General features: G+C 62.1%; 24 protein-coding genes. 17 read left to right on the forward strand and 7 right to left on the reverse strand.

Going from position 1 to position 22,774, the window contains the following annotated elements:
• The first annotated feature begins 11 nt into the window (after window positions 1–11).
• Complete coding sequence (locus IE095_RS09940) at window positions 12–698, forward strand: response regulator transcription factor (protein WP_189411493.1); 687 nt, start codon at window positions 12–14, stop codon at window positions 696–698.
• A gap of 292 nt (window positions 699–990) precedes the next feature.
• Here IE095_RS09940 and IE095_RS09945 read toward each other — a convergent pair whose 3' ends face one another.
• Window positions 991–2,220: an MFS transporter gene (locus tag IE095_RS09945; protein ID WP_189411494.1), complete on the reverse strand. Its 1,230-nt coding sequence runs from the start codon at window positions 2,218–2,220 to the stop codon at window positions 991–993.
• 155 nt (window positions 2,221–2,375) lie between these two features.
• Between IE095_RS09945 and IE095_RS09950 the strand changes: the two genes are divergently transcribed.
• The 3 genes from IE095_RS09950 to IE095_RS09960 all read left to right on the forward strand — a co-directional run bounded on the left by IE095_RS09950 (window position 2,376) and on the right by IE095_RS09960 (window position 4,100).
• Window positions 2,376–2,699, forward strand: a complete 324-nt coding sequence (locus IE095_RS09950; protein ID WP_189411495.1) for a hypothetical protein — start codon at window positions 2,376–2,378, stop codon at window positions 2,697–2,699.
• Window positions 2,700–2,762: 63 nt separating this feature from the next.
• Window positions 2,763–3,551: an exodeoxyribonuclease III gene (locus tag IE095_RS09955; RefSeq protein ID WP_189411496.1), complete on the forward strand. Its 789-nt coding sequence runs from the start codon at window positions 2,763–2,765 to the stop codon at window positions 3,549–3,551.
• A gap of 3 nt (window positions 3,552–3,554) precedes the next feature.
• Window positions 3,555–4,100 carry an ATP/GTP-binding protein gene (locus IE095_RS09960; RefSeq protein ID WP_189411497.1) on the forward strand — a complete coding sequence of 182 codons (546 nt, stop codon included), beginning with the start codon at window positions 3,555–3,557 and terminating at the stop codon, window positions 4,098–4,100.
• Here IE095_RS09960 and IE095_RS09965 read toward each other — a convergent pair.
• Together IE095_RS09965 and dapB are read right to left on the reverse strand one after the other, a co-directional pair.
• On the reverse strand, window positions 4,097–4,453 hold the full coding sequence (locus IE095_RS09965) for a dihydrodipicolinate reductase (protein ID WP_189411498.1): 357 nt from the start codon (window positions 4,451–4,453) through the stop codon (window positions 4,097–4,099). The genes IE095_RS09960 and IE095_RS09965 overlap by 4 nt on opposite strands.
• A 55-nt stretch (window positions 4,454–4,508) precedes the next feature.
• A complete protein-coding gene (gene dapB, locus IE095_RS09970) occupies window positions 4,509–5,321 on the reverse strand; it encodes a 4-hydroxy-tetrahydrodipicolinate reductase (RefSeq protein ID WP_189411499.1) in 813 nt (270 codons plus the stop codon).
• A gap of 72 nt (window positions 5,322–5,393) precedes the next feature.
• On the opposite strand from dapB, the gene rbfA reads away from it, so the two are divergent.
• From rbfA to IE095_RS09990, 4 genes are read left to right on the forward strand one after another with little or no spacing between them, the layout of a single operon-like run.
• Window positions 5,394–5,810: a 30S ribosome-binding factor RbfA gene (gene rbfA / locus IE095_RS09975; RefSeq protein ID WP_189411500.1), complete on the forward strand. Its 417-nt coding sequence runs from the start codon at window positions 5,394–5,396 to the stop codon at window positions 5,808–5,810.
• A complete protein-coding gene (locus IE095_RS09980; protein ID WP_373295407.1) occupies window positions 5,788–6,534 on the forward strand; it encodes a phosphodiester glycosidase family protein in 747 nt (248 codons plus the stop codon). The genes rbfA and IE095_RS09980 overlap by 23 nt, the downstream gene beginning before the upstream one ends.
• 3 nt (window positions 6,535–6,537) lie before the next feature.
• Window positions 6,538–7,443: a tRNA pseudouridine(55) synthase TruB gene (truB, locus tag IE095_RS09985; RefSeq protein ID WP_189411501.1), complete on the forward strand. Its 906-nt coding sequence runs from the start codon at window positions 6,538–6,540 to the stop codon at window positions 7,441–7,443.
• A gap of 8 nt (window positions 7,444–7,451) precedes the next feature.
• Window positions 7,452–7,964, forward strand: coding sequence for a DUF1643 domain-containing protein (locus IE095_RS09990; protein ID WP_189411600.1), 513 nt, complete (start codon window positions 7,452–7,454; stop codon window positions 7,962–7,964).
• Between the two features lie 99 nt (window positions 7,965–8,063).
• Here the strand turns inward: IE095_RS09990 and IE095_RS09995 are convergent, their stop codons facing one another.
• Window positions 8,064–8,714 carry a carbonic anhydrase gene (locus IE095_RS09995; RefSeq protein WP_189411502.1) on the reverse strand — a complete coding sequence of 217 codons (651 nt, stop codon included), beginning with the start codon at window positions 8,712–8,714 and terminating at the stop codon, window positions 8,064–8,066.
• Between the two features lie 139 nt (window positions 8,715–8,853).
• Here IE095_RS09995 and IE095_RS10000 point away from each other — a divergent pair, with 139 nt between their 5' ends.
• Genes IE095_RS10000 through IE095_RS10010 form a run of 3 tightly spaced genes read left to right on the forward strand, consistent with a single transcriptional unit; the run spans window position 8,854 to window position 11,505 of the window.
• The gene (locus IE095_RS10000; RefSeq protein ID WP_189411503.1) at window positions 8,854–9,237 is read left to right on the forward strand and encodes a hypothetical protein; all 384 of its coding nucleotides are present in this window, start codon (window positions 8,854–8,856) and stop codon (window positions 9,235–9,237) included.
• 58 nt (window positions 9,238–9,295) lie between these two features.
• Window positions 9,296–10,684 (forward strand): leucyl aminopeptidase family protein, encoded by a 1,389-nt coding sequence (locus IE095_RS10005; protein WP_189411504.1) that lies wholly within the window; start codon window positions 9,296–9,298, stop codon window positions 10,682–10,684.
• Complete coding sequence (locus tag IE095_RS10010; protein WP_189411505.1) at window positions 10,684–11,505, forward strand: C40 family peptidase; 822 nt, start codon at window positions 10,684–10,686, stop codon at window positions 11,503–11,505. Before IE095_RS10005 ends, IE095_RS10010 begins: the two co-directional genes overlap by 1 nt.
• On the opposite strand, the gene IE095_RS10015 is transcribed toward IE095_RS10010, so the two are convergent.
• Genes IE095_RS10015 through IE095_RS10025 form a run of 3 tightly spaced genes read right to left on the reverse strand, consistent with a single transcriptional unit; the run spans window position 11,502 to window position 13,863 of the window.
• Complete coding sequence (locus IE095_RS10015; protein ID WP_189411506.1) at window positions 11,502–12,434, reverse strand: 5-oxoprolinase subunit C family protein; 933 nt, start codon at window positions 12,432–12,434, stop codon at window positions 11,502–11,504. The two genes, IE095_RS10010 and IE095_RS10015, sit on opposite strands and share 4 nt — an antisense overlap.
• Complete coding sequence (locus tag IE095_RS10020; protein WP_189411507.1) at window positions 12,431–13,105, reverse strand: 5-oxoprolinase subunit B family protein; 675 nt, start codon at window positions 13,103–13,105, stop codon at window positions 12,431–12,433. The genes IE095_RS10015 and IE095_RS10020 overlap by 4 nt, the downstream gene beginning before the upstream one ends.
• Window positions 13,102–13,863 (reverse strand): LamB/YcsF family protein, encoded by a 762-nt coding sequence (locus IE095_RS10025; protein ID WP_189411508.1) that lies wholly within the window; start codon window positions 13,861–13,863, stop codon window positions 13,102–13,104. Before IE095_RS10025 ends, IE095_RS10020 begins: the two co-directional genes overlap by 4 nt.
• A 289-nt stretch (window positions 13,864–14,152) precedes the next feature.
• Here IE095_RS10025 and IE095_RS10030 point away from each other — a divergent pair, with 289 nt between their 5' ends.
• The 6 genes from IE095_RS10030 (at window position 14,153) to IE095_RS10055 (ending at window position 22,770) form a co-directional block, all read left to right on the forward strand.
• Window positions 14,153–16,180 carry a calcium-binding protein gene (locus IE095_RS10030; protein ID WP_189411509.1) on the forward strand — a complete coding sequence of 676 codons (2,028 nt, stop codon included), beginning with the start codon at window positions 14,153–14,155 and terminating at the stop codon, window positions 16,178–16,180.
• A 326-nt stretch (window positions 16,181–16,506) separates the two neighbouring features.
• Window positions 16,507–17,163 (forward strand): response regulator transcription factor, encoded by a 657-nt coding sequence (locus IE095_RS10035; protein ID WP_189411510.1) that lies wholly within the window; start codon window positions 16,507–16,509, stop codon window positions 17,161–17,163.
• A 234-nt stretch (window positions 17,164–17,397) separates the two neighbouring features.
• A complete protein-coding gene (locus tag IE095_RS10040) occupies window positions 17,398–18,717 on the forward strand; it encodes a nucleotide sugar dehydrogenase (RefSeq protein WP_189411511.1) in 1,320 nt (439 codons plus the stop codon).
• A 4-nt stretch (window positions 18,718–18,721) separates the two neighbouring features.
• Window positions 18,722–20,185, forward strand: a complete 1,464-nt coding sequence (locus IE095_RS10045) for a glycosyltransferase (protein ID WP_189411512.1) — start codon at window positions 18,722–18,724, stop codon at window positions 20,183–20,185.
• Window positions 20,186–20,205: 20 nt separating this feature from the next.
• On the forward strand, window positions 20,206–21,309 hold the full coding sequence (locus IE095_RS10050; RefSeq protein WP_189411513.1) for a hypothetical protein: 1,104 nt from the start codon (window positions 20,206–20,208) through the stop codon (window positions 21,307–21,309).
• A 15-nt stretch (window positions 21,310–21,324) separates the two neighbouring features.
• Window positions 21,325–22,770, forward strand: a complete 1,446-nt coding sequence (locus IE095_RS10055) for a mannose-1-phosphate guanylyltransferase/mannose-6-phosphate isomerase (protein ID WP_189411514.1) — start codon at window positions 21,325–21,327, stop codon at window positions 22,768–22,770.
• The last annotated feature ends 4 nt before the right edge of the window (window positions 22,771–22,774 follow it).

Below are 22,774 nucleotides of genomic sequence, written 5' to 3' on the forward strand. Positions count from 1 at the left end.
CGGAGGGTATCATGGCCGGTTTGCGCAAAATTCTTCTGGTGGACGACGACGACGACCTGCGCGAGGCGCTGAGCGAACAGTTGGTGATGACCGAGGATTTCGACGTGTTCGAGGCCGCGAATGGCCATGACGGGATGGAAAAGGCCAAGGCAGGCCATTTCGATCTGGTGATCCTGGATGTCGGCCTGCCCGACACCGATGGGCGCGAGTTGTGCCGCCGGATGCGGAAGGCCGGGGTGAAAAGCCCGATCCTGATGCTGACGGGGCATGACACCGATGCCGATACGATCCTTGGGCTGGATGCCGGGGCAAATGATTATGTGACCAAGCCCTTTAAATTTCCAGTCCTGCTGGCCCGCATCCGCGCCCAGTTGCGCACGCATGAACAGTCGGAAGACGCTGTTTTCCAGCTTGGGCCCTACACGTTCAAACCGGCGCAAAAGATGCTGGTGGATGAAAAGGACAAAAAGATCCGCCTGACGGAAAAGGAAACCAACATCCTGAAATACCTCTATCGCGCCAGCCACGGCTTGGTCGCACGGGATGTCCTGTTGCACGAGGTCTGGGGATACAATGCGGGTGTCACAACACATACACTCGAAACCCATATCTATCGCTTGCGGCAGAAGATCGAACCCGATCCCTCGAATGCCCGCCTGCTGGTGACCGAAAGCGGTGGCTATCGGTTGGTGGCCTAAAGTTCCCCTTGGTGCGTCGGGGTCATGGCGCACCACTCCTCCCTGTTGGACTTGGCCGGGCTTTATGCCCGGCCTTTTTTTGCCGCCTTTGCCCGAATTGCGGGCAGTCGCGCCGTGATTGTGCAGCAACGGCCCCGGTTTCTTTGCAATGCAGGCTTAATCTCGCCCGAATCAGTGGCTATGTTTCCATTATGGCGCAAATGCATGGGCCTAAAGGTTCCCCTTGTCGTGTCGGGGTTATGGCACGGCATCCTCCCTGTTGGACTTGGCCGGGCCATTGGCCCGGCCCTTTTTATTTGAATCCCAAAGGTTTTCGGATCAGCGCCCCGATCAGCCCGGCATAGATCAGCGCGGCCAGCGCATAGGGCGCATGCAACGCCACGTCGCGGCCCAAGGGGCTTTCCAGACCGGCCACAATGGAACCGGCGGCCAAGGTGCCCAAGGCCATCGCCCCCGTGCCAAAGAACCGATAGATCGCATTGCCCCGGCCCAGCAGTTCGGCAGGGATCACCCTTTGTCGATAGCTGACCGTCACAACATTCCACAGCACCGCGCCGAACCCTTCCAGCCCCAGCGCCAAAGCCGCCGCCAAGGGATGCGCGGTCAGCGCCATGATCAGATAGCCCAGCAAGGCGGTGAAAGCCGAAAATAGGATGGTGCGCTCGGTGCCAAGCCGAGCGGCGATGCGGGGGGCGGCAAGGCCACCCAGAACCCCGCCCAAGGCGGCCAGCGTCAGCATCAGCCCATAGCCGGTCGAGGAAAGCCCCAGCACCTCTTGCGCATAAAGCACCAGAATGGTCAGGCAGCAGGCATAGGCCGCATTCACCAAGGCCAGCATCCGCGCCAGCCGCAGAATCTCGGGGTGGGTCTTCAGCCAATCCCATGCCTCCCGCAGGGCGGGCCAAAACGCCAGATGGGGGCGCAGAGCCTGCGCAGGCAGGATCATCTGCGAAATCAGCAGGACCGACAACGCAAAGGTCACAGCATCCAGCCCGAAAGGCAGCGCAATGCTGGCCCCGATCAGCAGACCCGCCAAGGGTGGGCCGATGAACTGGTTCAGCACCTGTTCCATGCTCCACATCTGGCCATTCGCTTTCTCCAACTGCGCAGGGGCTACGATGGCGGGCAGCAGGGTTTGCGCCACATTGTCGCGGATCACCTCGGCCGCCCCCAACAGAAAGGCCAGCAGCGCCAGCACCCAGATCAGGGCGGGGCTGCGGACGTGGGCCATTGCCACCGCCACAACCCCCAGCATCAGAATGCAACGCAGGGCATCGGCGCGCATGACCAGCTTTTGCCGGTTGGCCCGGTCGGTGATCACCCCGGCAGGCAACGAAAACAACAGCCAAGGCAGGCGGCCCGCCGTCGCCACCAAGGCAATCATCACCGGATCGCGGGTGATCAGGCTGGCCAGCCACGGCAGCGCGACCAGCGCCACCCCGTCGCCCAGATTGGTGATGGCACTGGCCGAAAACACCAGCCGATAGTTGCGGTTGGCCCAAAGACCGGTGGTCGCCTGCATGGTGATTCCCTGTTGTTCCAAGCCACCTTTTCCGGTTCCGTTTTCGGAATCAAGCACTTGGCTCACCACTTGTAAATTCGCCGTGAATCCCTACCTTTTCCGCAGGTGCATCATGCATCGATCCGGGCAGAGCCCTGCCCCAATGGAGTAGTCGGATGTTTGGTTTCGCGCGTTTGTCCGGTGTGGCCCTGATCGCCACTTTTGCCGGTCTGCCTGCGGTGGCCCAGGATCTGGTGTTCACGGTGACAAACCAGTCGGGCGTCGATCTGGTGGAACTGTATGCTTCGTCGGCCGACGCCGCGAGCTGGGAAGACAATATCCTTGCCGGACAAGTGCTGCCTTCGGGGGCCAGCGGCGAAGTGTCGATCACCGGTGCGGGCGAGAATTGCGCCTTTGACCTGCGGATGGTGTTTTCGGACGGCGACGTGATCGAAGACAGCGCCGACATCTGTTCGGCCCCTTCCTACACGATCAACTAACCGGCTTTACCCAAAGCGCCGAATATGTTGCAAAGGCGGTCCCAGCCAAACCGGAGACCGCCGATGCCCTTTACCCTTGCCACGTGGAACATCAACTCGGTCCGCTTGCGGGCCGAACTGGTCAGCCGTCTGCTGCGTGAAGAAACGCCCGACATCCTGTGCCTGCAAGAATGCAAATGCCCCGTCGATCTGATCCCGCGCGATGTGTTTGCGGCGCTGGGTTACACGCATATCGTGGCGCGGGGGCAAAAGGGCTATAACGGGGTCGCGATCCTGTCGAAGCTGCCGATCACCGATCATGGCGACAGCGATTACGCGAAACTCGGCCATGCGCGGCATGTGGCGGCGCGGCTGGAAAATGGCGTGGTGATTCACAATTTCTATGTGCCCGCCGGGGGGGATATTCCCGACCGCACGGTGAATGAGAAATTTGGGCAAAAGCTGGATTTCCTGACGGATATGCGCGACGCCTTCCGCGCCGATGCGCCGCAAAAGGCCATTCTGGTGGGTGACCTGAACATCGCGCCGCGTGAAGATGACGTGTGGAACCACAAGGCGCTGCTGAAAATCGTCAGCCATACGCCGATCGAGGTGGACCATTTCGGGCAGGTGATGGAGGCGGGGAAATGGGTCGACGTGACTCGTGCCAATATCCCCGAGGGTCGGCTTTATTCGTGGTGGTCCTATCGGTCGCCCGATTGGGATACGGCGGATAAGGGGCGCAGGCTGGACCATATCTGGGCCACGCCCGACATCGCCAGTGCGGCGCACGGCAGCCGCATCCTGCGCCCCGTGCGCGGTTGGGACCAGCCCAGCGACCATGTGCCGGTCTTTGCAACGTTTGACCTTTAACACATGCGGATCGCCGTGACCGGCAGCCACGGCACCGGCAAGACAACCCTGATCGACGATTTCGTCGCGGCCGCTGCGGGGTATGAATCCGTGCCCGAACCCTATTGGCTGCTGGCCGAGGAAGGCATGGTCTTTGCCGATGGGGTGAATACGGCGGATCTTGAAGAGCAGTTGGAACAAAGCTGCAAGCTGATCCTGGCGACAGTGGCGCAGCGCGACCTGATCTTTGACCGCTGCCCTTTGGATTATCTGGCCTATCTGGATGTGGTCAGCCCCGCCGAAGGTTTTGAATGGGAACCGCATGGCCGTCTGTTGGCGCAGATCGAAAGGGCTTTGCAAAGCCTCGATCTGATCGTCTTTGTGCCGGTGGGTGATGACATCAAAGTCACCATCGAACACCCAGCGCTGCGGCGCAAGGTGGATGCGCGGCTGCATAAGATCGTGGTTGAGGATGATTTGGTTCTGCTGGAAGACGGGCCGAATGTGCTGGAAATCAGCGGCTCACGTGCGCAGCGGGTGGAAAAAATTCTGAACCACCTGAAAACCTAACGCAGCCGGAACTGCGCGCTGTCGCCTGCCCCCTGATCGACGGTAAAGCGCAGCACATCCTCACCCTTCGCCTCGACCAGTTGGCAGTTATAGGGGATCGGCGTCCCGCTCCAATCCATGTCGCGGCAGAACCAGCCGTCCTTCCACTGCCATTGCCCTGTCACAGGCCAACCCAGCGCGCTGCCCTTGATCTGGCCCTGCGGCGTGATCGTCAGGTCAATCCCGTAAAACCCATGACGCAGATTGCGCCCTTCGATCAGGTCTAGAAACTGCGCCTTGTCACGCACTGGCTGAAAATCCTGCGCTTGGGCAGCGCCCGTCCAAAACAGCAAAACCATTGCAAGGCGGATCATCTGGGGCCCCCGGCGGTTGGATGATAGGCTTTTACGCCCCAACCGCCGCGCCGGATCACTTCATCCCCAGAACATCCTGCATGTCGTAGTGCCCCGGCTTTTGGCCGATTCCCCAAAGCGCCGCCGCCAAGGCCCCCTTGGCAAAGATCGCCCGGTCGGTCGCCATATGCCGCAGGACAATGCGTTCGCCCGGTCCGGCAAAGATCACGTCATGTTCGCCGACGATATCCCCGCCGCGAATGGCGCTGAAACCGATGGTCCCCTCAACCCGCGCCCCGGTGATGCCTTCACGTGCCGGGGTCCGCAAGTCGGCCAACAGCGCATTGCGCCCTTTGGCCGCCGCCTCACCCAACAGCAGCGCCGTGCCGGAAGGGGCATCGACCTTGCGGTTGTGGTGCGCCTCGACCACCTCAATGTCCCAGCCCGCATCCAAGGCCCGCGCCACGGTTTCCGTGATCCCCGCCAGCAGGTTCACCCCCAGCGACATGTTCCCCGACCGCACCACCACCGCATGATGGGCGGCCCGTCCGATGGCGGCGATGTCGGCATCCGACAGGCCTGTCGTGCCCACCACATGCACCACCCGCCCCTGTGCGGCCAGCATCGCATGATGCAATGTCGCCTCAGGCGTCGTAAAATCAATCACCGCCTGCGCCGTCGCAAACAAGGGCAGCGGATCATCGGAATAACCCACACCGCAGGCGGGCAAGCCCAGCGAGACCCCCACATCCTGCCCCAGCAAAGCATGACCCGGCCGCACCAGTGCCCCCCCCAGACGGGCCTTGTCCGATGCCAGCACTGTGCGCAGCAGCATCTGCCCCATGCGCCCTGCCGCCCCCGTGATCACGATCCCTGGCAAATCGGTCATTCCCCGCCCTCCGCTTGGTTTCAACCCCATTAGCCCCTTCCCGCGCGCCGTAAAAGCGACTACATGCGCGAAATGGCAAAGCAACCTTCCTCCAGCTCTGTGCAGCGTCAGCTGCGTGTGGGCGAACTCATCCGTCGCACGTTGTCCGACGTGCTGAACCGGGCCGAGGTGCATGACCCCGACCTGAACCGCATGTCGATCACCGTCGGCGAAGTGCGCGTGTCCAACGATCTGAAAATCGCCACGGCCTATGTGATGCCCTTGGGTGGCGGCGACGTGCAGACCGCCATTGCCGCGCTGAAACGCAACAAGGGCGAATTGCGCCACAAGGTTTCGCAGCAACTGACCCTGAAATTCTCGCCCGATCTGCGGTTTCTGCCGGATGAGACGTTTGACCGTCTGGACGATACCCGCCGGATGTTCGCCGATGAACGGGTGCAGCGCGATCTGGCGGCTGGGGATGATGATGCTGAGACGGATCAGGACTAAGTTTCTGGCGCTGGCCTTTGCAAGCGCCGTGCCAAGCGTCGCCTTGGCCGATTGCAGCGAAATGGTCTTTGAACAAGTCACCTACACGATCTGCCGCGCCAAAGCGGGGCAGGATATTCGCGTGTTCCATTCCGGGGCGGATGGGCAGGCCTATCGCAGCTTTGACGCGGTGCAGGCGATGCTGTCCGCCAAGGGGCAGCAACTCGGCTGGGCGATGAATGCGGGAATGTATCATTCCGACCGGGGGCCGGTGGGCCTGCTGATCGAGGATGGCGTTGAAAAACTGGGCGTGATGACGCGCGAAGGCCCCGGCAATTTCGGCATGCTGCCGAATGGCGTCTTCTGCGTGATGCCGGACCGTCTGGCGGTGATCGAATCGCGCGCCTATGCCGAAAATCCACCTGCCTGCCGCCACGCCAGCCAATCGGGGCCGATGCTGGTGATCGACGGAGCCTTACATCCGCGTTTCCTGCCCGACAGCGACAGCTATAAAATCCGCAATGGGGTGGGCGTTTCGGCGGATGCGGCCGAGGCGATTTTTGCCTTGTCCGAAGCGCCGGTGAATTTCCATACATTCGCGCGATTCTTCCGCGATGAACTGGGCCTGCCCAATGCGCTGTATTTCGACGGAACCATCTCTCGCCTGTTTGCGCCGGACCTTGGGCGGGATGACCGGGGCGTGGCGATGGGGCCGATGGTGGGCCTCGTGGTTCCGAAAGGCTAAGGGATGGCGCGCGGTAAAAAGGGCAGGCCGGTGAACGGCTGGCTGGTGATCGACAAACCGGCAGGCGTGGGTTCCACGCCCTTGGTCGCCAAGGTGCGCTGGCTGTTGCAGGCGCAAAAGGCAGGCCATGCGGGCACGCTCGACCCCGCCGCGACGGGGGTTCTGGCGATTGCTTTGGGTGAGGCGACAAAGACCGTGCCCTATGTGACCGATGCCAGCAAAGGCTATCGCTTTCTGGTGCGCTGGGGGGCTTCGACCACCACCGATGATGCTGAAGGGGCAATCGTCGAAACGCGCGATCTGCGGCCCACGCGCGAACAGATTGAATCCGCCCTTCCCGCCTTTCGCGGCCTGATCCGTCAAGTGCCGCCACAAGTCTCCGCCGTGCGGGTGGATGGCGAACGCGCCTATGATCTGGCGCGCGAAGGTGTGGAGATGGAGCTTGCCGCACGGGATTTGCTGGTGGAACGGCTGGTACTGGTCGAAGCCCCCGATGCCGATACGGCGCTGTTCGAGATGGACTGTGGCAAGGGCGGCTATGTCCGTTCCATCGCCCGCGATCTGGGGCAGGCCTTGGGCTGTCTGGGCCATGTCGTCTGGCTGCGGCGCGAATGGTCAGGGCCGTTTGACGCCGCCGATGGCCTCGCTCCCACAACCTTGGACGATCTGACCACCGAAACCCTGGAAGCCGCGCTTTTGCCCGTCAGCATCGCGCTGGAAGGCATCCCCCGCGTCGAGGCGACGGAATCCGGTCAGGTGCGGCTGAAGAACGGCAACGCCGGTCAGGTGATCTCGCCCCCCGGCCTGCAATGGGGGGAACTCGTGCAGGTCTGGCGTGGCGACGACCTGCTGGCCTTGGGCCGCTATCAGGGCGGTGAAGTGGCCCCCGAACGGGTGTTCAACCTGTGAGCGGCGCGCTGATCACAAGGGAATTTCAAAAAGGCGACGCCGCCAGTGTCGCCACCTATTCCCCCTGCGAATCTTACCGCTACGCCCTGACCCGCATCTGGGATGCCCAAGGCCCTCGCGCCTTGTTCGTCATGCTGAACCCTTCGACGGCGACAGAGTACCAGAACGACCCCACGGTCGAACGCTGCGAACGCCGCGCCCGGACTTTGGGTTTCGGCTCGTTCCATGTTGCCAACATCTTCGCCTACCGCGCCACCGATCCGAAAGATATGCGCGCTCAGACCGATCCTGTCGGCCCCGCCAACGACGCGGCGATTTTGGCGGCCACCGGACAAGCGCAACAAATCATCTGCGCCTGGGGCAGCCACGGCGCACATCTTTCGCGCGGGGCAGAGGTCGAAACCCTGCTGCGCCACACCGGCCTGCCGCTGTTCCATCTGGGGCTGACGCAATTGGGAATGCCGAAACATCCGCTTTACATCGGCTATCAGGTGCAGCCGATGTTGTGGGGTCAGCGATGATTCAATGGTGGGCCTGCTGTGCAGGCTTTTCGTGACCGTTGCCTTGTCGCGCCCGTGGAAGAGCTTGCGCCCTTCCACATGATCGCAAGATGAAAAGCGTCAGACGGCGGCAAAACTGCCAATCGCCGGGTCGAACTGGTGCAATTCGCCTTCGCCCGTGTTCGTCCACAGACCGTGCAGCGTCAGATGGTCGTTTTCCACCGCATCACGGACGAAGGGGAAGGTCATCAGGTTTTCCAGACTGATCAGCACAGCCTGCTTTTCCATCGCCTTCACCCTTTCTTCGGCATCGGCCACATCCGCCGTCCGTTCAAAACCGGGGCGCAGGATGTCCATCCAACGGCCGACAAAGCTGGATTTTTCCAGAAGTTCTGGGGCCAGACCGGCACACATGTCATGGCAACCCTTGACGCCGCCGCAACTGGAATGGCCCAGAACCACGACATGCGCCACTTTCAACGCCCGTACGGCATATTCCACCGCCGCCGAGGTGCCGTGGTATTCCCCATCGGGGTTATAGGGCGGCACAAGATTGGCCACGTTGCGGTGGATGAAGAACTCGCCCTCATCCGCGCCAAAGATGCTGGTGACATGCACGCGGCTGTCGCAGCAGGAAATAACCATAGCGCGCGGATGCTGGCCGCGTTCGGCCAGCCGTTTGAACCAGGCCTTGTTGTCTTGATACGAGGTCGCCCGCCAGCCGTGAAAGCGCTGGATCAGATAGGCGGGCAGGGGTTTGGCGTGCTGCATCTGGCTCTCCTTACCGTTCCGGCCTTGGTAGTTTGCCTTTGCAGAAAATTCGAGCCTTTTTCCGCTGCAAAGGCAACCATTTCTTCAGCACGCTGGCGCAGGATGGTTCTTGGGTGAACATTCGTTTCGGGGTTGGGGTATGACAGCCGAAATTTGCGTCCTGCGGTTGTGGGAGCGCGTCCGTCAGGATGCGGGGCCGGTGCAGGCTATGTATCAGGATATGGGGACGGGGGCGGCCGATCAGGTGATCGCGCGGGTTCTGGGGGAACTGGCGCTTACGACAGCGCATATGGCGGCACGCGTGGTGGCGCATGATCTGGGCGATCTGGCCCGCCAGCTGCGCCGCGTGGAACGGATGGCCGAGCAATTGGGCCTTGTCAGCTTTGCCAGCGTAGCGGGCGATGCGCGGCAAATGCTGGCGCGGGGTGATGCCACGGCCTTTGCCGCAATCTGGGCGCGGCTTTTGCGGGTGGCCGAGCGGACCTTGGCCCCGGATCACGATCTGATGGACCAGTCGGTTTAGGGTTCTTCCTGTCCGGGGATCAAAAGGCTAGGGTCAGGCCAAAGATCAGGAGCCGATGATGACCGAACTGCGTTTTGCCGATGCCGAAGCCCCCGCCCGCGTGGTGCAGGTGGTTGCCGCCGATGCCTTGGAAAGCTGGCTTTCCGGACAAAGCGATGGGGTCAGGGCTTGGGTTGCCGGGGCGGGCTTTAAGGCCGGAATTGGTGATCTGTTGCTGGTGCCGGGCGATGCGGGCGTGGCTTTTGCTTTGGCCGGATTTGGCAGCGCAAAAACGCGGGCGCGCGGGCGTTTTGGCTTGGCGAAAGCCTTGGGTGCTTTGCCGGCAGGAAACTGGCGGTTGGCGGGCAATCTGAGCCAAGCAGAGCGGGACGAGGCGGCGCTGGGCTGGCTGCTGTCGACCTATCGCTTTGACCGTTATCGGAAAGCCTCGTCGGCGGAAGGCGCGCTTCTGGCCTTGCCCGAGGGTTGTGATGAAGCGCGGCTTTTGGCGATGGTTGAGGGTGAGTTTCTGACGCGCGATCTGGTGAACACACCGTCCAGCGATCTTGGCCCGGCGGAACTGGAGGCGGCCTTTCTGGCGCTGGCCGAACGCTTTGGGGCGGCAACACAGGTGATCCGGGGCGATGATCTTTTGGCGCAGAATTTTCCGATGGTGCATGCCGTGGGCCGTGCCAGCCCGCGCGCGCCGCGCATCATGTCACTGCGTTGGGGCGACAGCGGCCCGAGCCTGACCTTGGTGGGCAAAGGCGTTTGCTTTGACACCGGGGGGCTGGATATCAAGCCTTCGGCGGGCATGCTTTTGATGAAGAAAGACATGGGCGGTGCGGCAACGGTGATGGGTCTGGCGCAGATGATCATGTCGCTGAACCTGCCGATCCGGTTGCGGGTGATCGTTCCGGCGGTGGAAAACGCGGTCAGCGGCAATGCGATGCGGCCGCGCGACATCTTGAACAGCCGCAAGGGCCTGACGGTGGAGGTGAACAACACCGATGCCGAGGGGCGGTTGATTCTGGGGGATGCCTTGGCCTGGGCCGCCGAGGAAAACCCTGAGGTGCTGATCAGCATGGCGACGCTGACCGGTTCGGCGCGGGTGGCGGTGGGGCCGGATCTGGCGCCCTATTACACGGATGATGCGGTGATGGCCGGGGCTTTGGAACAAGCCGCCGGTCCAGCGTTTGACCCGGTCTGGCGTCTGCCTTTCTGGGAGCCCTATGAGCCGATGATCGAGCCGGGCATTGCCGATCTGGACAACGCGCCTTCGGGCAGTTTTGCGGGGTCGATCACGGCGGCGCTGTTCCTGCGGCGCTTTGCGGACCATCCGCGTTACATGCATTTCGACATCTATGCCCATCAGCCGAACGATGCGCCGGGCCGTCCGAAGGGGGGCGTGGGGCAGGGCGCGCGGGCTTTGCTGGGGGCTTTGCCCGCGATGCTGGGGCTGGAGTGATGGACCGGCGTTTGACGCCGTCGAGCGGGCGGTTCGCCCTGGAAAGCCTGCGAGGGCAGGTGGAGGCGGATTTCGTTCCGGGGGAGGGGGCGACGGTTGTGGCCCCCTTGGCCGAGCTTTGCGGCGAACCGGGCGGGGCGCGTGACCGGCAGGTCTTGCTAGGGGACGCTGGCATCGTGGTGGAGCGTCGCAACGGCTGGGCCTTTGTGCAGATGGCGAAGGATGGCTATTGCGGCTGGGTTCCTGAAAGCGCGCTGGGCGTGGCGGAAGAGGCGACGCATTGGGTGTCTGCCCCGGCGACGCATCTTTATCCCGAGCCGAACCTGAAGGTGCGGGAATTGGGGGCTCTGACCATGACCAGTCGCCTGCGGGTGACAGGCGAAAGCGGCGACTGGCTGGAAACGACGCGGGGTTTCGTGCCGCGTGCGCATGTCAAAGCCTTGGGCGATTGGCACAAGGATCCCGTTGCAGTGGCGCAGACCTATCTGGGGGTGCCCTATCTTTGGGGCGGCAATGGGCGCGGAGGGCTGGATTGTTCCGGCCTTGTGCAACTGTCGCTGCGGGCCTGCGGCATCGAATGTCCGGGCGACAGCGATATGCAGATGAAGCTGGGCGAGGCGGTCGCGGACAAAAAGCCCGCAAAGCGCGGCGATTTGCTCTTTTGGAAGGGCCATGTCGCGCTAGCGATGAATGCGGACTTCATCATCCATGCGACGGCCGCCTATATGGCGGTAGCGGCAGAGCCGATGAAAGCGGCCTTGGCGCGGATCAGTGGCGCAGGCGGTGGGGCGATCCTGGCGCGCCGACGGGTTGGTGGTTAGGCCAACCCTTGTTGAAAGCGGGCCAACCGCGTCTTTTGGTGGCGGATCAGGCTGATGGCCTCTTCGGGCGTCACCCTTTCAAAATGCAAGGTCTGGTGCGGGCGGCATTGCGCCAGACCGTCCAGATCGCTGTCCACCACCGTGGCCAGACGCGGATAGCCGCCCGTTGTCTGATGATCGGCCAGCAGCAATGTCGCCGTCCCCTCACCCGAAAGCTGCAAAGACCCTCGCAAGACGGGCCCCGAAGGGATTTGCAAGGCAGCGATGGGGCGCAAAGCGGGGCCACGCAGACGCAGCCCCATCCGGTCCCAAGCATCCGTCAGATGGAACGGGGTGGTGAACAGCGTTTCCAGCGCCTCCGGTGGAAAGAAACGCTCTTGCGGACCCGGCACCGCCCGCAAGACATGGCGTGGGCGGGCCCAGACCGGGCAGGTCAGGCTGCGGCTGGGGACTTTGGGCGCGACATCTTCGATGATCAGTTCTTGCCCGGCCAACAGCGTGCCGCCACCCAGATTTGACAGCGCATGGGTCGCTTGGCTGCCCAGCCAGCTTGGGGCCTGCAAACGCCCACCAAACACCAGATAACACCAACTGCCCCAAGGGCCGGGGCGGATATCAAGCCTGTCGCCGGTTTGCAGGGTCAGCACCTGCCACGAATCCCCAGGAACCCCCGCCGCCGTGACGGCAAAACCGCCGCCCGCCAAGGCCAAATTCACCGGCCCCTCGCGGCACTCCAGCAGAAGTCCCCCGCGCGACACTTCGATCCCAGCCCCCGCCCCTGCGCCGCCTATGGCTTTCTGTGCAAGGGCAAAGGCGGCGCGATCCATCGGGCCGGACTGGGGCACGCCAAATCGCATCAGGCCCATGCGTCCGGCATCCTGCACCGTCACCTGCGGTCCTACCCGCAGAATGTGCAGCACAGCCTTCATCGCCGCCCCTTCTCGAATTGAGCGCGCGAGATGCGGTGGAAACTGACCTTGTCCCCCACATCGAAAAGAAAGGGGCGTGCCCCGTCGCCGGTCAAAATGGGCTGCGGCGACTGCCCCAGGATCCACCATCCTGTCGGCATTGTCAGTGTTGTAATCAGGCATTGCCCGCCCGCGATCACCACGCTTCCCGCCGGAACGCCCCGCTTGGGGCTGGGTTTACGGTCCAGCCGCAGTGATTGGTCCAGCCCCGACAAATAGGCATAGCCCGGCGCAAAACCATAAATTGTCACCTCAAAACGACTGCTGGTGTGGGCTGCGATCACAGTTTCCACCGAAAGTCCCGTTTGCTGGGCCACATCCACCAGATCCGGCCCAAACGCGCTGTCATAGCAAACGGGAATTTTGTGCTGCCTTGGCCTGTCGAAAGCTGATGAAAGTTGCCCCAGCCTTTTGGTGATTTGTGCCCTTACCTGATCATGGTCGCACAGTTGCGGGTCAAAGACGACCATCAGGCCGACAAGCCCGGGCACCACCTCTTGCAATCCTGCAAACGGATCGGCTGTCAGCGCCCGGTCCATGGCCCGGATGGCCTCCGTCACCGCAGGTGTCACCTGTTCGGCAAAATCGACCAAAAGCGCGTGGCCCCCCACCGGACGACAAACCGCTTTCATCCCACAAAGCACCGGATCGTGACGCCCTGTGCCGCCAGCCCTTCGCGGATTCTCCGCGCCATGCCCACCGCTTGGGGATTGTCTCCATGCACACAGATGGATTGCGCCCGCAGCGCAATAGGCGGCCCATCCACCACCGCCATCCTTCCGCTGTCCATAAACCGCAGCAGCCGGCTCAGGGCTGTCTCGGGGTCGTGGATCATCGCCCCTTGATGCTGGCGTGGCACCAATTGCCCGTTTGGCAGATACCCCCGGTCGGCAAAAATCTCGCTATAGACGGCGAAGCCTCTGGTTGCGGCACGCTGCTCCAGCATCGTTCCTGAAATGGCCAGAACCGCCAAATCTGGATCCACCGCCCGCGTTGCCGCCAGAATGGCCTCGGCCACATCCGCATCCACCGCCGCCAGATTGGCCAGCGCCCCATGCGGTTTGATATAGCGGACACGCCTGCCAGTCAGCGCCGCGATGGCCAGCAGAGCTCCCATTTGCCCGGCAACCATCCGCCCGATTTCCCCCGCCGTCATCGGGATCACTCTTCGTCCGAAACCCGCCTTGTCCGCGTAACCCGGATGGGCCCCCACCGTCACACCATGCTGCTGTGCCAAGTTAAGGCTTGCGAACATAGTCTCGGCATCGCCGGCGTGACCGCCGCAAGCAACACTCGCGCTGCTGATCAGCCCGAACATTGCCGCATCATCCCCCATCGCCCAGGGGCCATAGCCTTCGCCCAGATCGGCGTTCAAGTCGATTGTTGGCATCATCCCCCGGCCTTTTTCGCAGTTCGGCCTTTTTAGCAGTGAACACGGGAAGATTGGGCGGCGCAACCCACTGCTGAAGCGGTCCCCTTGCTCTATTTTTGTGCTCCATTATGCACAATAACCGATCATCCGGCATCTTGCGCCCCATCTGGGCAACATTCCGCCGTGCAAATCCTTCCATCGCAGCGACTTTCGGCAACGGTCTTCGCGATCTGCAAAGTTTCGTTTTGAACAACGCAGGCTGCTGGCCTACCGACGTTGCAGTGCAGCATAAAAGGGGCCTCGCAGCATGGCGACCGAGATCAAGATCGCAGCCGGAAGCAGTGCGACGCAAATTCAGGCGGCGATTGACGCAGCCCCCAAGGGCGCCATTATCCGCCTTGCTGCGGGGCAATACAGCTTTGACCGAACGGTCGTTATTGACCGTGATGATCTTTCGCTGATCGGGGCGGGCGCGGGCAAGACCGTGATCACCCTGGCCAAGACGCTGAAGGGCGATCCCGCCTTTCGGGTCGGGCAAGCCCTTTTTGACGAAGAGATGCAGAACCCGCTCGCCCTTGCCGATGCCAAAGCGGGCGACAATGTCATCCGCATCGCCAGCAGCAGCCATGACCTGAAAGTCGGCGACGCAATCTGGATCGAACGGGAAAACGACGATGCCCTGTTTAATGCCATTGGCGATACCCAATGGCGCGAAGACAAACCCCTTCGCACGGCCATGGCGATCGTAAAGTCGGTCAGCGGGGACAAGATCACACTCGACCGCGACCTGCCCTTTGATTTCACCAACCGCGGCACCCTAGTTTCTGAAATAGACCTTGCCCGCAATGTGGTGCTGAAGGGGTTCACGCTGAAAGGGGCCTATGGAACCCCCGATCCTGCCAAGTTTTCCAACACGATCAGCGCCGAAAACGGCGGCATGATGCTGTTGATCAACGCAACGGATGGCGTTGTTCTGCGCGATATCAGCCTGCGCGATGCCGGATCGAACGGGCTGGTGCTTGGCAAGACCATCGACGCCAAGATCAGCGATATCAGCGTTTCAGGGGCCCACAACAAGGGCGGCGGGGGCAATGGCTATGCCTTTTGGATCCGCGATGTCTACGATTCCGAACTGACGGGGTTGCAGGCCTATGACACCCGACATGCTGTCCTGTTCGCCTCCTATACTTCGGCGGTTGGCAATTCGGTTCAGGTTGACAAGACCAACCGCGATATCAATTTTCACGGCGGGCTTGACCACGGCAATATTGTCATCGTCGATTGGTCTGTCCGCAGTGTTGCCGAACAATCCTATCTCGGCGGTGTCACCTTTGTGAATCCTGGCACCGACTACGGCGCACCGACTGATCCCGATGCCAACATCATCCGCTTTGCCAAAGTGATCGGCACCGCGCGTGAGGACATCGTCTTTGCGGTGCAGACCGGTGCCGATATCGCCACTGTTGCCGGGCCGGACTGGCTGGCCGGTGGGCGGGGGCATGACCGTTTGGATGCGGGCAGCGGCAATGACACGATCCTTGCTTCTGGCGGAAGAGATACGGTTCTGGGCGGGCAGGGAACGGACCTGCTGCTGATGGATGCCGTTCGTGCCGATGTGCGCTTTGTCCGACAGGACGGGCGAATCGGAATCGCCTGGGCCGAGGGGGTCACATGGCTGGACGGGATCGAAACCCTGCAACTGACCGACATGCGTCTGGGTTCCGCCGACATGGCCAAGGCGGCAGGGGCGGTCCAGGTGCGGCAGGGCCAAACCGGCTTTGAATGGATCAGCACGCAAAAAGATGTGCTGGCTGGCACGCAGTTGAACGGCCTGCATCTGACGGGCAAGGGGGGCGTGACGGCGATTGCCAATGCGTTGGACAACCGTGTTCGGGGCAGTGCGGGCGGTGATGTGGTTGTGCTTTTGGACGGGCGCGATTGGGCCCAAGGCGGGGCAGGCGCCGATATCCTGTCGGGCGGCGGGGCCGCTGATCGGCTTTTTGGAGGCGCAGGGCACGATGTGCTGTCTGGCGGCAGCGGTGATGATCGTCTTACGGGGGGCAAGGGGCCCGACCGATTTATCGCCGGTACTGGTCGTGATCTCGTCACAGATTTTTCGCTGGCCGAGGGGGACGACTTCCAGTTCCGACGTTATGCGACCGAAGATGTGGTTCAGGCCTTGGTGCATTGGCAAGAGGGTGGCCCCACGCAGGGTTTCGCCTTCCGAATAATCCATATTGATGGGGCCACCGCGCTGTCGATCACGGACCCTTACGATCATTCCTTGGTGTTTTTGGGCCTAAGTGCCCAGAAAGTCGTGGACTTCTACCTGTAGTTGTTGTTTCCATTATAGAAACCAACCAGGGGGCGTTTGGCGTGGCGAATCGGTGCGGTGAACCGACGCCGGGCGCGCGCTGCCAATGCAGCAGAATGCCGCAATGCGGCGACACAATGTTGCCCAATTTTTGGGCGATGTGTCGTGCTGTCTCCATTATTGGCCGGTTTTCCGCGCAGAATTCGGATTGCGGATGTTGAATTGTGGCGTTTCCAAGGCGGAATCGGGCGAAATTTGTTACTCTTTGGTTGTAGTGCAAAGACAAGTCGTCTAACTCGACCGCAGTTCGCGCCGCAGCTTCGGCGCTTATGTATGGGTTATTATTCATGAATACGGAACAATCCATTTCACGCATCGCCATTTTCGATACCAACCCGATTCTCGCTCAGGGCATTTCTTCGCTGCTTTCCCAAATCGCGGGGCATGATGCTCGTGCTTTGACCATCACTGGGCCGACGCAGATTTCGCTGCCCGTCGGCTTCGCGCCCGACATTGTGCTCATTGATCCCGCGCAGGCCCAGCTTTCTGCCACCGAACTGATGACGCGCCTTTCAGGCCCGGGCGATCCGGTGGCGGTGGTTGGTTACGTCGCAACGCTCGACGGGCCGTTGGTCAAAACCTGCCTTGCCGCAGGATTCCGGGGGTTTCTGCCAAAAACCGCGACGCTGAATGTGCTGCAATCCGCCATCGAGGCGGTGATCAGCGGCGGCATTTATCTGGACGCCAGCGCGGCACGATTGCTGGTGCCGGGGCGCATCGATCAGCACCTGCAAAGCGAAGACATCCTTAGCGCGCGGGAAAAGGACGTGCTGAAATCCGTGGCCTTGGGGATGAGCATGAAGGAAATCGGCAGTGCCATGGCGCTGTCGGCCAAGACCATCGAAACCTACAAGGCCCGGGCCAGCAGCAAATTAAACCTGCAAACCCGGCATGACATCGTGAATTTCGCGATTCGCAAGGGCTGGGTCGAAACCCACGCCTGACAGCCGAAATCCAGATTTGCATGGCCCCGCCTCTGCGGGGTCTTTTGCAATGCTGCATTGCGGCAATTGGGGGACTCCTGCGAGGCTTCGGTATATTTCTGTCAGGGATTTCCCTACAACCTTCGCCGCATCTCTATTTTTTCTGACTTTAATTCAAATACTTGTCGCCCCATCCTGAGGGCAGGAATCACGCTGCAATGCGGCATATGACAACTATTTGGACGGATGGACACGATGGCAAAAATTTCAGTTTTCGGCATTGGTTACGTAGGTGTCGTCTCGGCGGCTTGTCTGGCGAAAGACGGTCATACGGTCGTGGCGGTGGATGTCGATCCGGGCAAGGTCGCCTCGATCAATGCGGGCACTTCGCCCATCGTGGAAAACGGCCTGCCCGAACTGATCGCCGAAATGGTGGCCGCGGGTCGTCTGACCGCGACCACCGATTTCGCGGCGGCGGTTCATGCCACCGATGCCTCGTTCGTCTGCGTCGGCACGCCTTCGGCTGCGGATGGGTCGCTAGGGCTGACCTATGTCTCGGGTGTTTGCGAAAGCATTGGTAAGGCCATTGCCACCAAAGGCAGCCGCCATGCGGTGATCATGCGTTCGACCATTGTGCCCGGCACGATGGAGGGCACCTGCATCCCCCTGCTGGAAAAAGCCAGCGGCATGGTCGCCGGGCGCGATTTCGGCGTGGGCTATTACCCGGAGTTCCTGCGCGAAAGCACCGCAATCGAAGATTACTACAACCCCGGCCTGATCGTCTTTGGCGCGATGGACGAACCGACCGGCGCTTTGCTGACGGCGCTGAACGAAGGCTTGGATTGCGCCATCCATCTGGTCGATGTCCGCACCGCCGAAATGGTGAAATACACCTCGAATTCCTGGCGGGCGGTCAAAGTCACTTTCGCCAATGAAATCGGCAACATCGCCAAGGCCTCGGGTCTGGATGGCCAGTTGGTGATGAAAATCCTGTGTTCCGACCACAAGGTTTCCATGTCGCCCTATTTCATGCGTCCGGGCTTTGCCTTTGGCGGGTCTTGCCTGCCCAAAGACGTCCGCGCCCTGCGCTCCCTCTCGCGCAACAAATCGGTGGCCACCCCCCTGCTCGACGCCGTTCTGGTCGCCAATGCCGAACAGATCGCCCGCGCCGAGCGGATGATCGAGGCCTCGGGCGTCAAAAAGGTGGGTCTGGTGGGCATCAGCTTCAAACCCGGCACCGATGATCTGCGCGAAAGCCCCCTCGCGGAACTGGCCTCGCGCCTGATCGACAAGGGGCTGGAGCTCAAGATCTATGACCCCTTCGTCCAAGAAGCCTATGACAATGACATGAGCGCGGCCGGCCGGGGCAATGACTACAACATCGATGTCAAAAGCCGTCTGGAACCCAGCATCGAAGATCTGATCGCGCATTCCGAAATCGTGCTGGTGGGCAACAAATACGAAGAAACCGTCGCCCCCCTGACCGCCGCCATGTCGAACCGCAAAATGGTCGATCTGACCCGCATCAATCCCAAGGCGCGCAGCCAGGGCCTGTATCAAGGGATCTGCTGGTAATCCGATGCTGGGGCATGTTGCATATATCGCGGCCTTTCTGGCGCTTTCGGCCAGCGTGCCCCTGCATGATCTGGGGCCTGCTGGTCAGGCCCTGATCGTCATCGGCCTGATCGGGGCTTGGCGCTACACTTGGGCGCTGATCAATTTTACCCGTGCGGTGATCTATCTGAAATGGGCCTATCCCCGCCAAAAGGCGCGGGTCGAGGCCGCCTATGCCGAACGCCCCTTCCCCGCCCACGCCTATTTCCTTGTCACCAGCTTCAAGATCGGCGTCGACACCACCACCCGCGTCTATCGTTCGATCTTTGAGGCCGCCCTGCAATCGGCGGGCGGCGCGACCATCGTCGCCTCCGTCGTCGACACCGCCGATGTCCGCCTCATCCGCCGCATCTATGAAACCGTTGTCGGCTCCCAGCACGGCGTCGATCTGCTGATCGACCAAATCCCCGGCACCGGCAAGCGTGACGCCCTGGCTCGCAGCTTCCGCCTCATCGCCCGCAAGGCCCCCACCCGCCACGACATCCTCATCGTTGCCGATGGCGACAGCTGCGTCCCCCTTGACATCGTCGCCCGCACCGCCCCCTTCTTCACCGATCCCCGCATCGGCGCGCTGACCACCGACGAGCATGTCGAAATCCCCGAACCGGGCCTCTTCGCCGATTGGTTCTCGCTCCGCTTCACCCAGCGACAGGTCATGATGTCCTCCATGGGCCTTTCGGGCCGCGTCCTGACCCTGACGGGCCGTATGTCGGTGTTTCGCGCCGACCTTGCGACCCATCCCGAATTCATTTCGATGGTCCAGCATGACAGCATCGACCACTGGCGTCTGGGCCGCGTCTCCTTCCTGACCGGCGACGACAAATCCACCTGGTTCTGGCTGCTGAAAAACGGCTGGCGCATGGCCTATCTGCCCGATGTCGCCTCCCTTTCCATGGAAACCCAGCCCAAGCCCGGTTTTGTGGACAGTGCCGTCACCCTCATGACCCGCTGGTTTGGCAACATGCTGCGCACCAATGGCCGCGCCCTCGCCCTTTCGCCCAGCAAAATCGGCTGGTTCACCTGGTGGTCCATCCTTGATCAGCGTCTCGGCATCTGGACCACCCTTGCCGGCCCGATCAGCGTCCTCCTTGGGGCCATCTTCGTCGATCCCCGCGTTATCCTCCTCTATGCCGCTTGGGTCATGCTCACCCGTTATCTGTTCTGCTGGGTTCTGTCCCTTGCCCGCGGCTCCGGCTTTCCCATCACCTATCCCTTCCTTTTGTATTTCGGCCAGATCGTCGGGGCCGGGGTCAAAAGCTACATCCTTTTCCGCCTCGACCGTCAGCGCTGGACCCGCCAATCCGCCAGCGGCCCGAAACGCATCCTGCCTTGGCCTGAACGCGCCAAGGCCTGGTCCTCTGTCTATGTTCACGCCCTTGCCCTTGGCTGGCTGACCCTTGGGGTCTCGCTGCTGTCGGGGCTGGTCTGAGCGCATGTAAAGGAAACGACATGGAAGCCGACCGCCAACCCCTTGTTCTGGAACAGAAGGTAGATCACATGACAATCGCCCCGCCCCTGATGGGAACCGATCCTGCCGAACATCCGGTTCTGGGCCTGCCCTTCGCCGCTGAAATTGACGGGCGCAACTACCGGGGCGAGGGCATCTCGCTGACAAGGGCCGAGATTGTGGGCCTGATCGACCCGCATCTGGATGCCGCCTCTCGCCTTGTCACACTGCAATTCGCCTTTGACGGTTTCACCGTCGCATTGGCCGTCGAATGCGTGATCGACGCCCCCAGCGGCGCGGGCCGTGCCGTGCTGGCCTTCCGCGATCCGGCGGGCGACCATCTGCCCCAACTGCGGCATCTGCTGAATTCCTGGGTGGCGGGCGACGTGGTGGCGATGGGGCCGGTCTTGGGCATTTCCACCCAGCGCCCCGCTGCCAAACCAAAGGCCGCGGCGGGTGAAGGTCGCAGCCTCATCCGCCGTCTGGCGGGCGGCGCGGCCCTGGCGGTCCTGACCGGCGTTCTGGTGCTGTCGGTGGCCCGGATCGGCTATGCCCGGCTTTATGCGGTGCACATGCCGGTGGCGGGGCAGGTCATGGCACAGGGCCAGACCCTGCGCGCCGTGGCAGCGGGCCAGATCGACTATGCAAACCCCAATGCCGCCCAAGGCGAGGTGGCATTTTCGCTGGCGACGGTGGCGGGCACCTCTGTCTCTATCGCCATGCCCTGCGATTGTGCGGGCCAACTGGCCGGGGCAGGGGTGGGCGATACCGTTCTGGCGGGCGATCCGGTGATGAGCCTTGCGGCAAAAGACGCGCCGCTGGTGATGGGTCTGACCACACCGCGCGAACATCTGTTTGAACTGGCCGCGGCAGACCATCTGACGGCCACTTTCCCCGATGGGGTCAGGCTGACACTTCATGCCGATCCCGCCAGCCTGACGCAGGCGATGGGCAGCAAGACCGATCAGGACGTGACGGTTCTGCTGTTGCCCGAACAGCCGCTTGCGGCGGAACGCCAAGGCCAACTGGCACAACTGACCATCATCCGGCCCACCCCCCGGCTGATGACCCCGCTTGTCGATTTCATGGAAGACTTTGGATTTTAACGAAGGACTTTTCAGATGAGCTATTCCATCCACCCCGTCATCCTTTGCGGCGGCATGGGCTCGCGCCTGTGGCCCATGTCGCGCGTCGAACAGCCCAAGCAGTTCCAGCCCGTCGGGGCCAAGGGCAGCCTGACCTATTTCCAGACCACCATCCAGCGCCACCGCAGCACGGGTTTTCAGGAACCGATCGTGGTGACGAACGCCCGCCATGCGGCCATCGTCGACCGGCAGATGCGCGAATTGCAACTGCGCGGGCTGGTGATTGCCGAACCCGTGGGGCGGAATACTGGCCCCGCCGTTCTGGCGGCGGCGCTGGCCGTCTTGCAGGACGATCCGGATGGACAGTTGCTGGTCCTGCCCTCGGATCACATCATCAAGGGCGATCTGAACAGGACGGTTCTGGCCATGGCGCGGGCCGCCGACGAAGGCCGGATCGTGACCTTCGGCATCGAACCCGGCTATCCGGAAACCGGCTTTGGTTATATCGTCGATGGCGGCGAATATGTCGGCTATCCCGGCCTGCACAGGGTTGAACAATTCGCCGAAAAGCCGAATTTCGACCGGGCGGTGGAACTGATCACCTCGGGTGCCGCCTATTGGGCCTCGGGCATCAGCCTCTTCCGTGCCGATACACTGGTCGAGGAATTTCGGCGTTATGATCCGGTGGGCTATGCCGCCGTGGCGCGGGCCTTTGCCAAGGCTTCCGGGCCGAAAGACCGACTGCTGCTTGAGGAAAGCCATTTCGCGCAGGCCACAAACCAGCCCACCGAAAGGATCGTCTTTGAACGTTCGGCAGCCATCGCACTGGCCCCAGTGCGGGACATCGAATGGGATGATGTCGGGGCCTGGAATGCCGTGCATCAGATTTCGGAACGCTGTGCCGACAACAACGTGACGCGGGGCGATGTGATCACGGTCGATACCGCCAATTCGCTGGTGCAAAGCGACAGCCGTCTGGTGGCGGTGATCGGGATGCGCGACGTGATCGTGGTCGAAACCGCCGATGCGGTTCTGGTGGCGCACCGCGACCATGCGCAAAGCGTCAAGCAGGTGGTGGAAACGCTCATGGCCGAGGACCGGCCCGAGGTCCGGTCGCACAAGGTCCGCGACACGGCTTGGGGGCAGGTGGAGCATCTGGCCAAGGCGCGGAACTATGAAATGCGGATGCTGACAGTGGAACCGGGGGCCTCGCTGCGGGTGAACGGGACGGGTGTCGCGCCCAGCATGCTGACGGTGATTTCGGGCGCAGGCTATTGCGGCGCGCCGGGGGCCGAGATGCGGATCGAACGCGGGCTGACCTTGCCGATTGCGGCGGATCATGCGCTGCCGGTGCGGAACGGCACGACCGAGGTGCTGCGTCTGATCCAGCTTTGCTTTTCGTCGGAACCGGCAGGCAGCAAGACCGAAACGCTGGCGCAAGTGGTGGCGACCCACGCCCTGCGCAATGCCCCTGCGGCATGATCGG

Source organism: Neogemmobacter tilapiae, from assembly GCF_014652215.1.
Taxonomy (GTDB): Bacteria; Pseudomonadota; Alphaproteobacteria; order Rhodobacterales; family Rhodobacteraceae; genus Neogemmobacter; species Neogemmobacter tilapiae.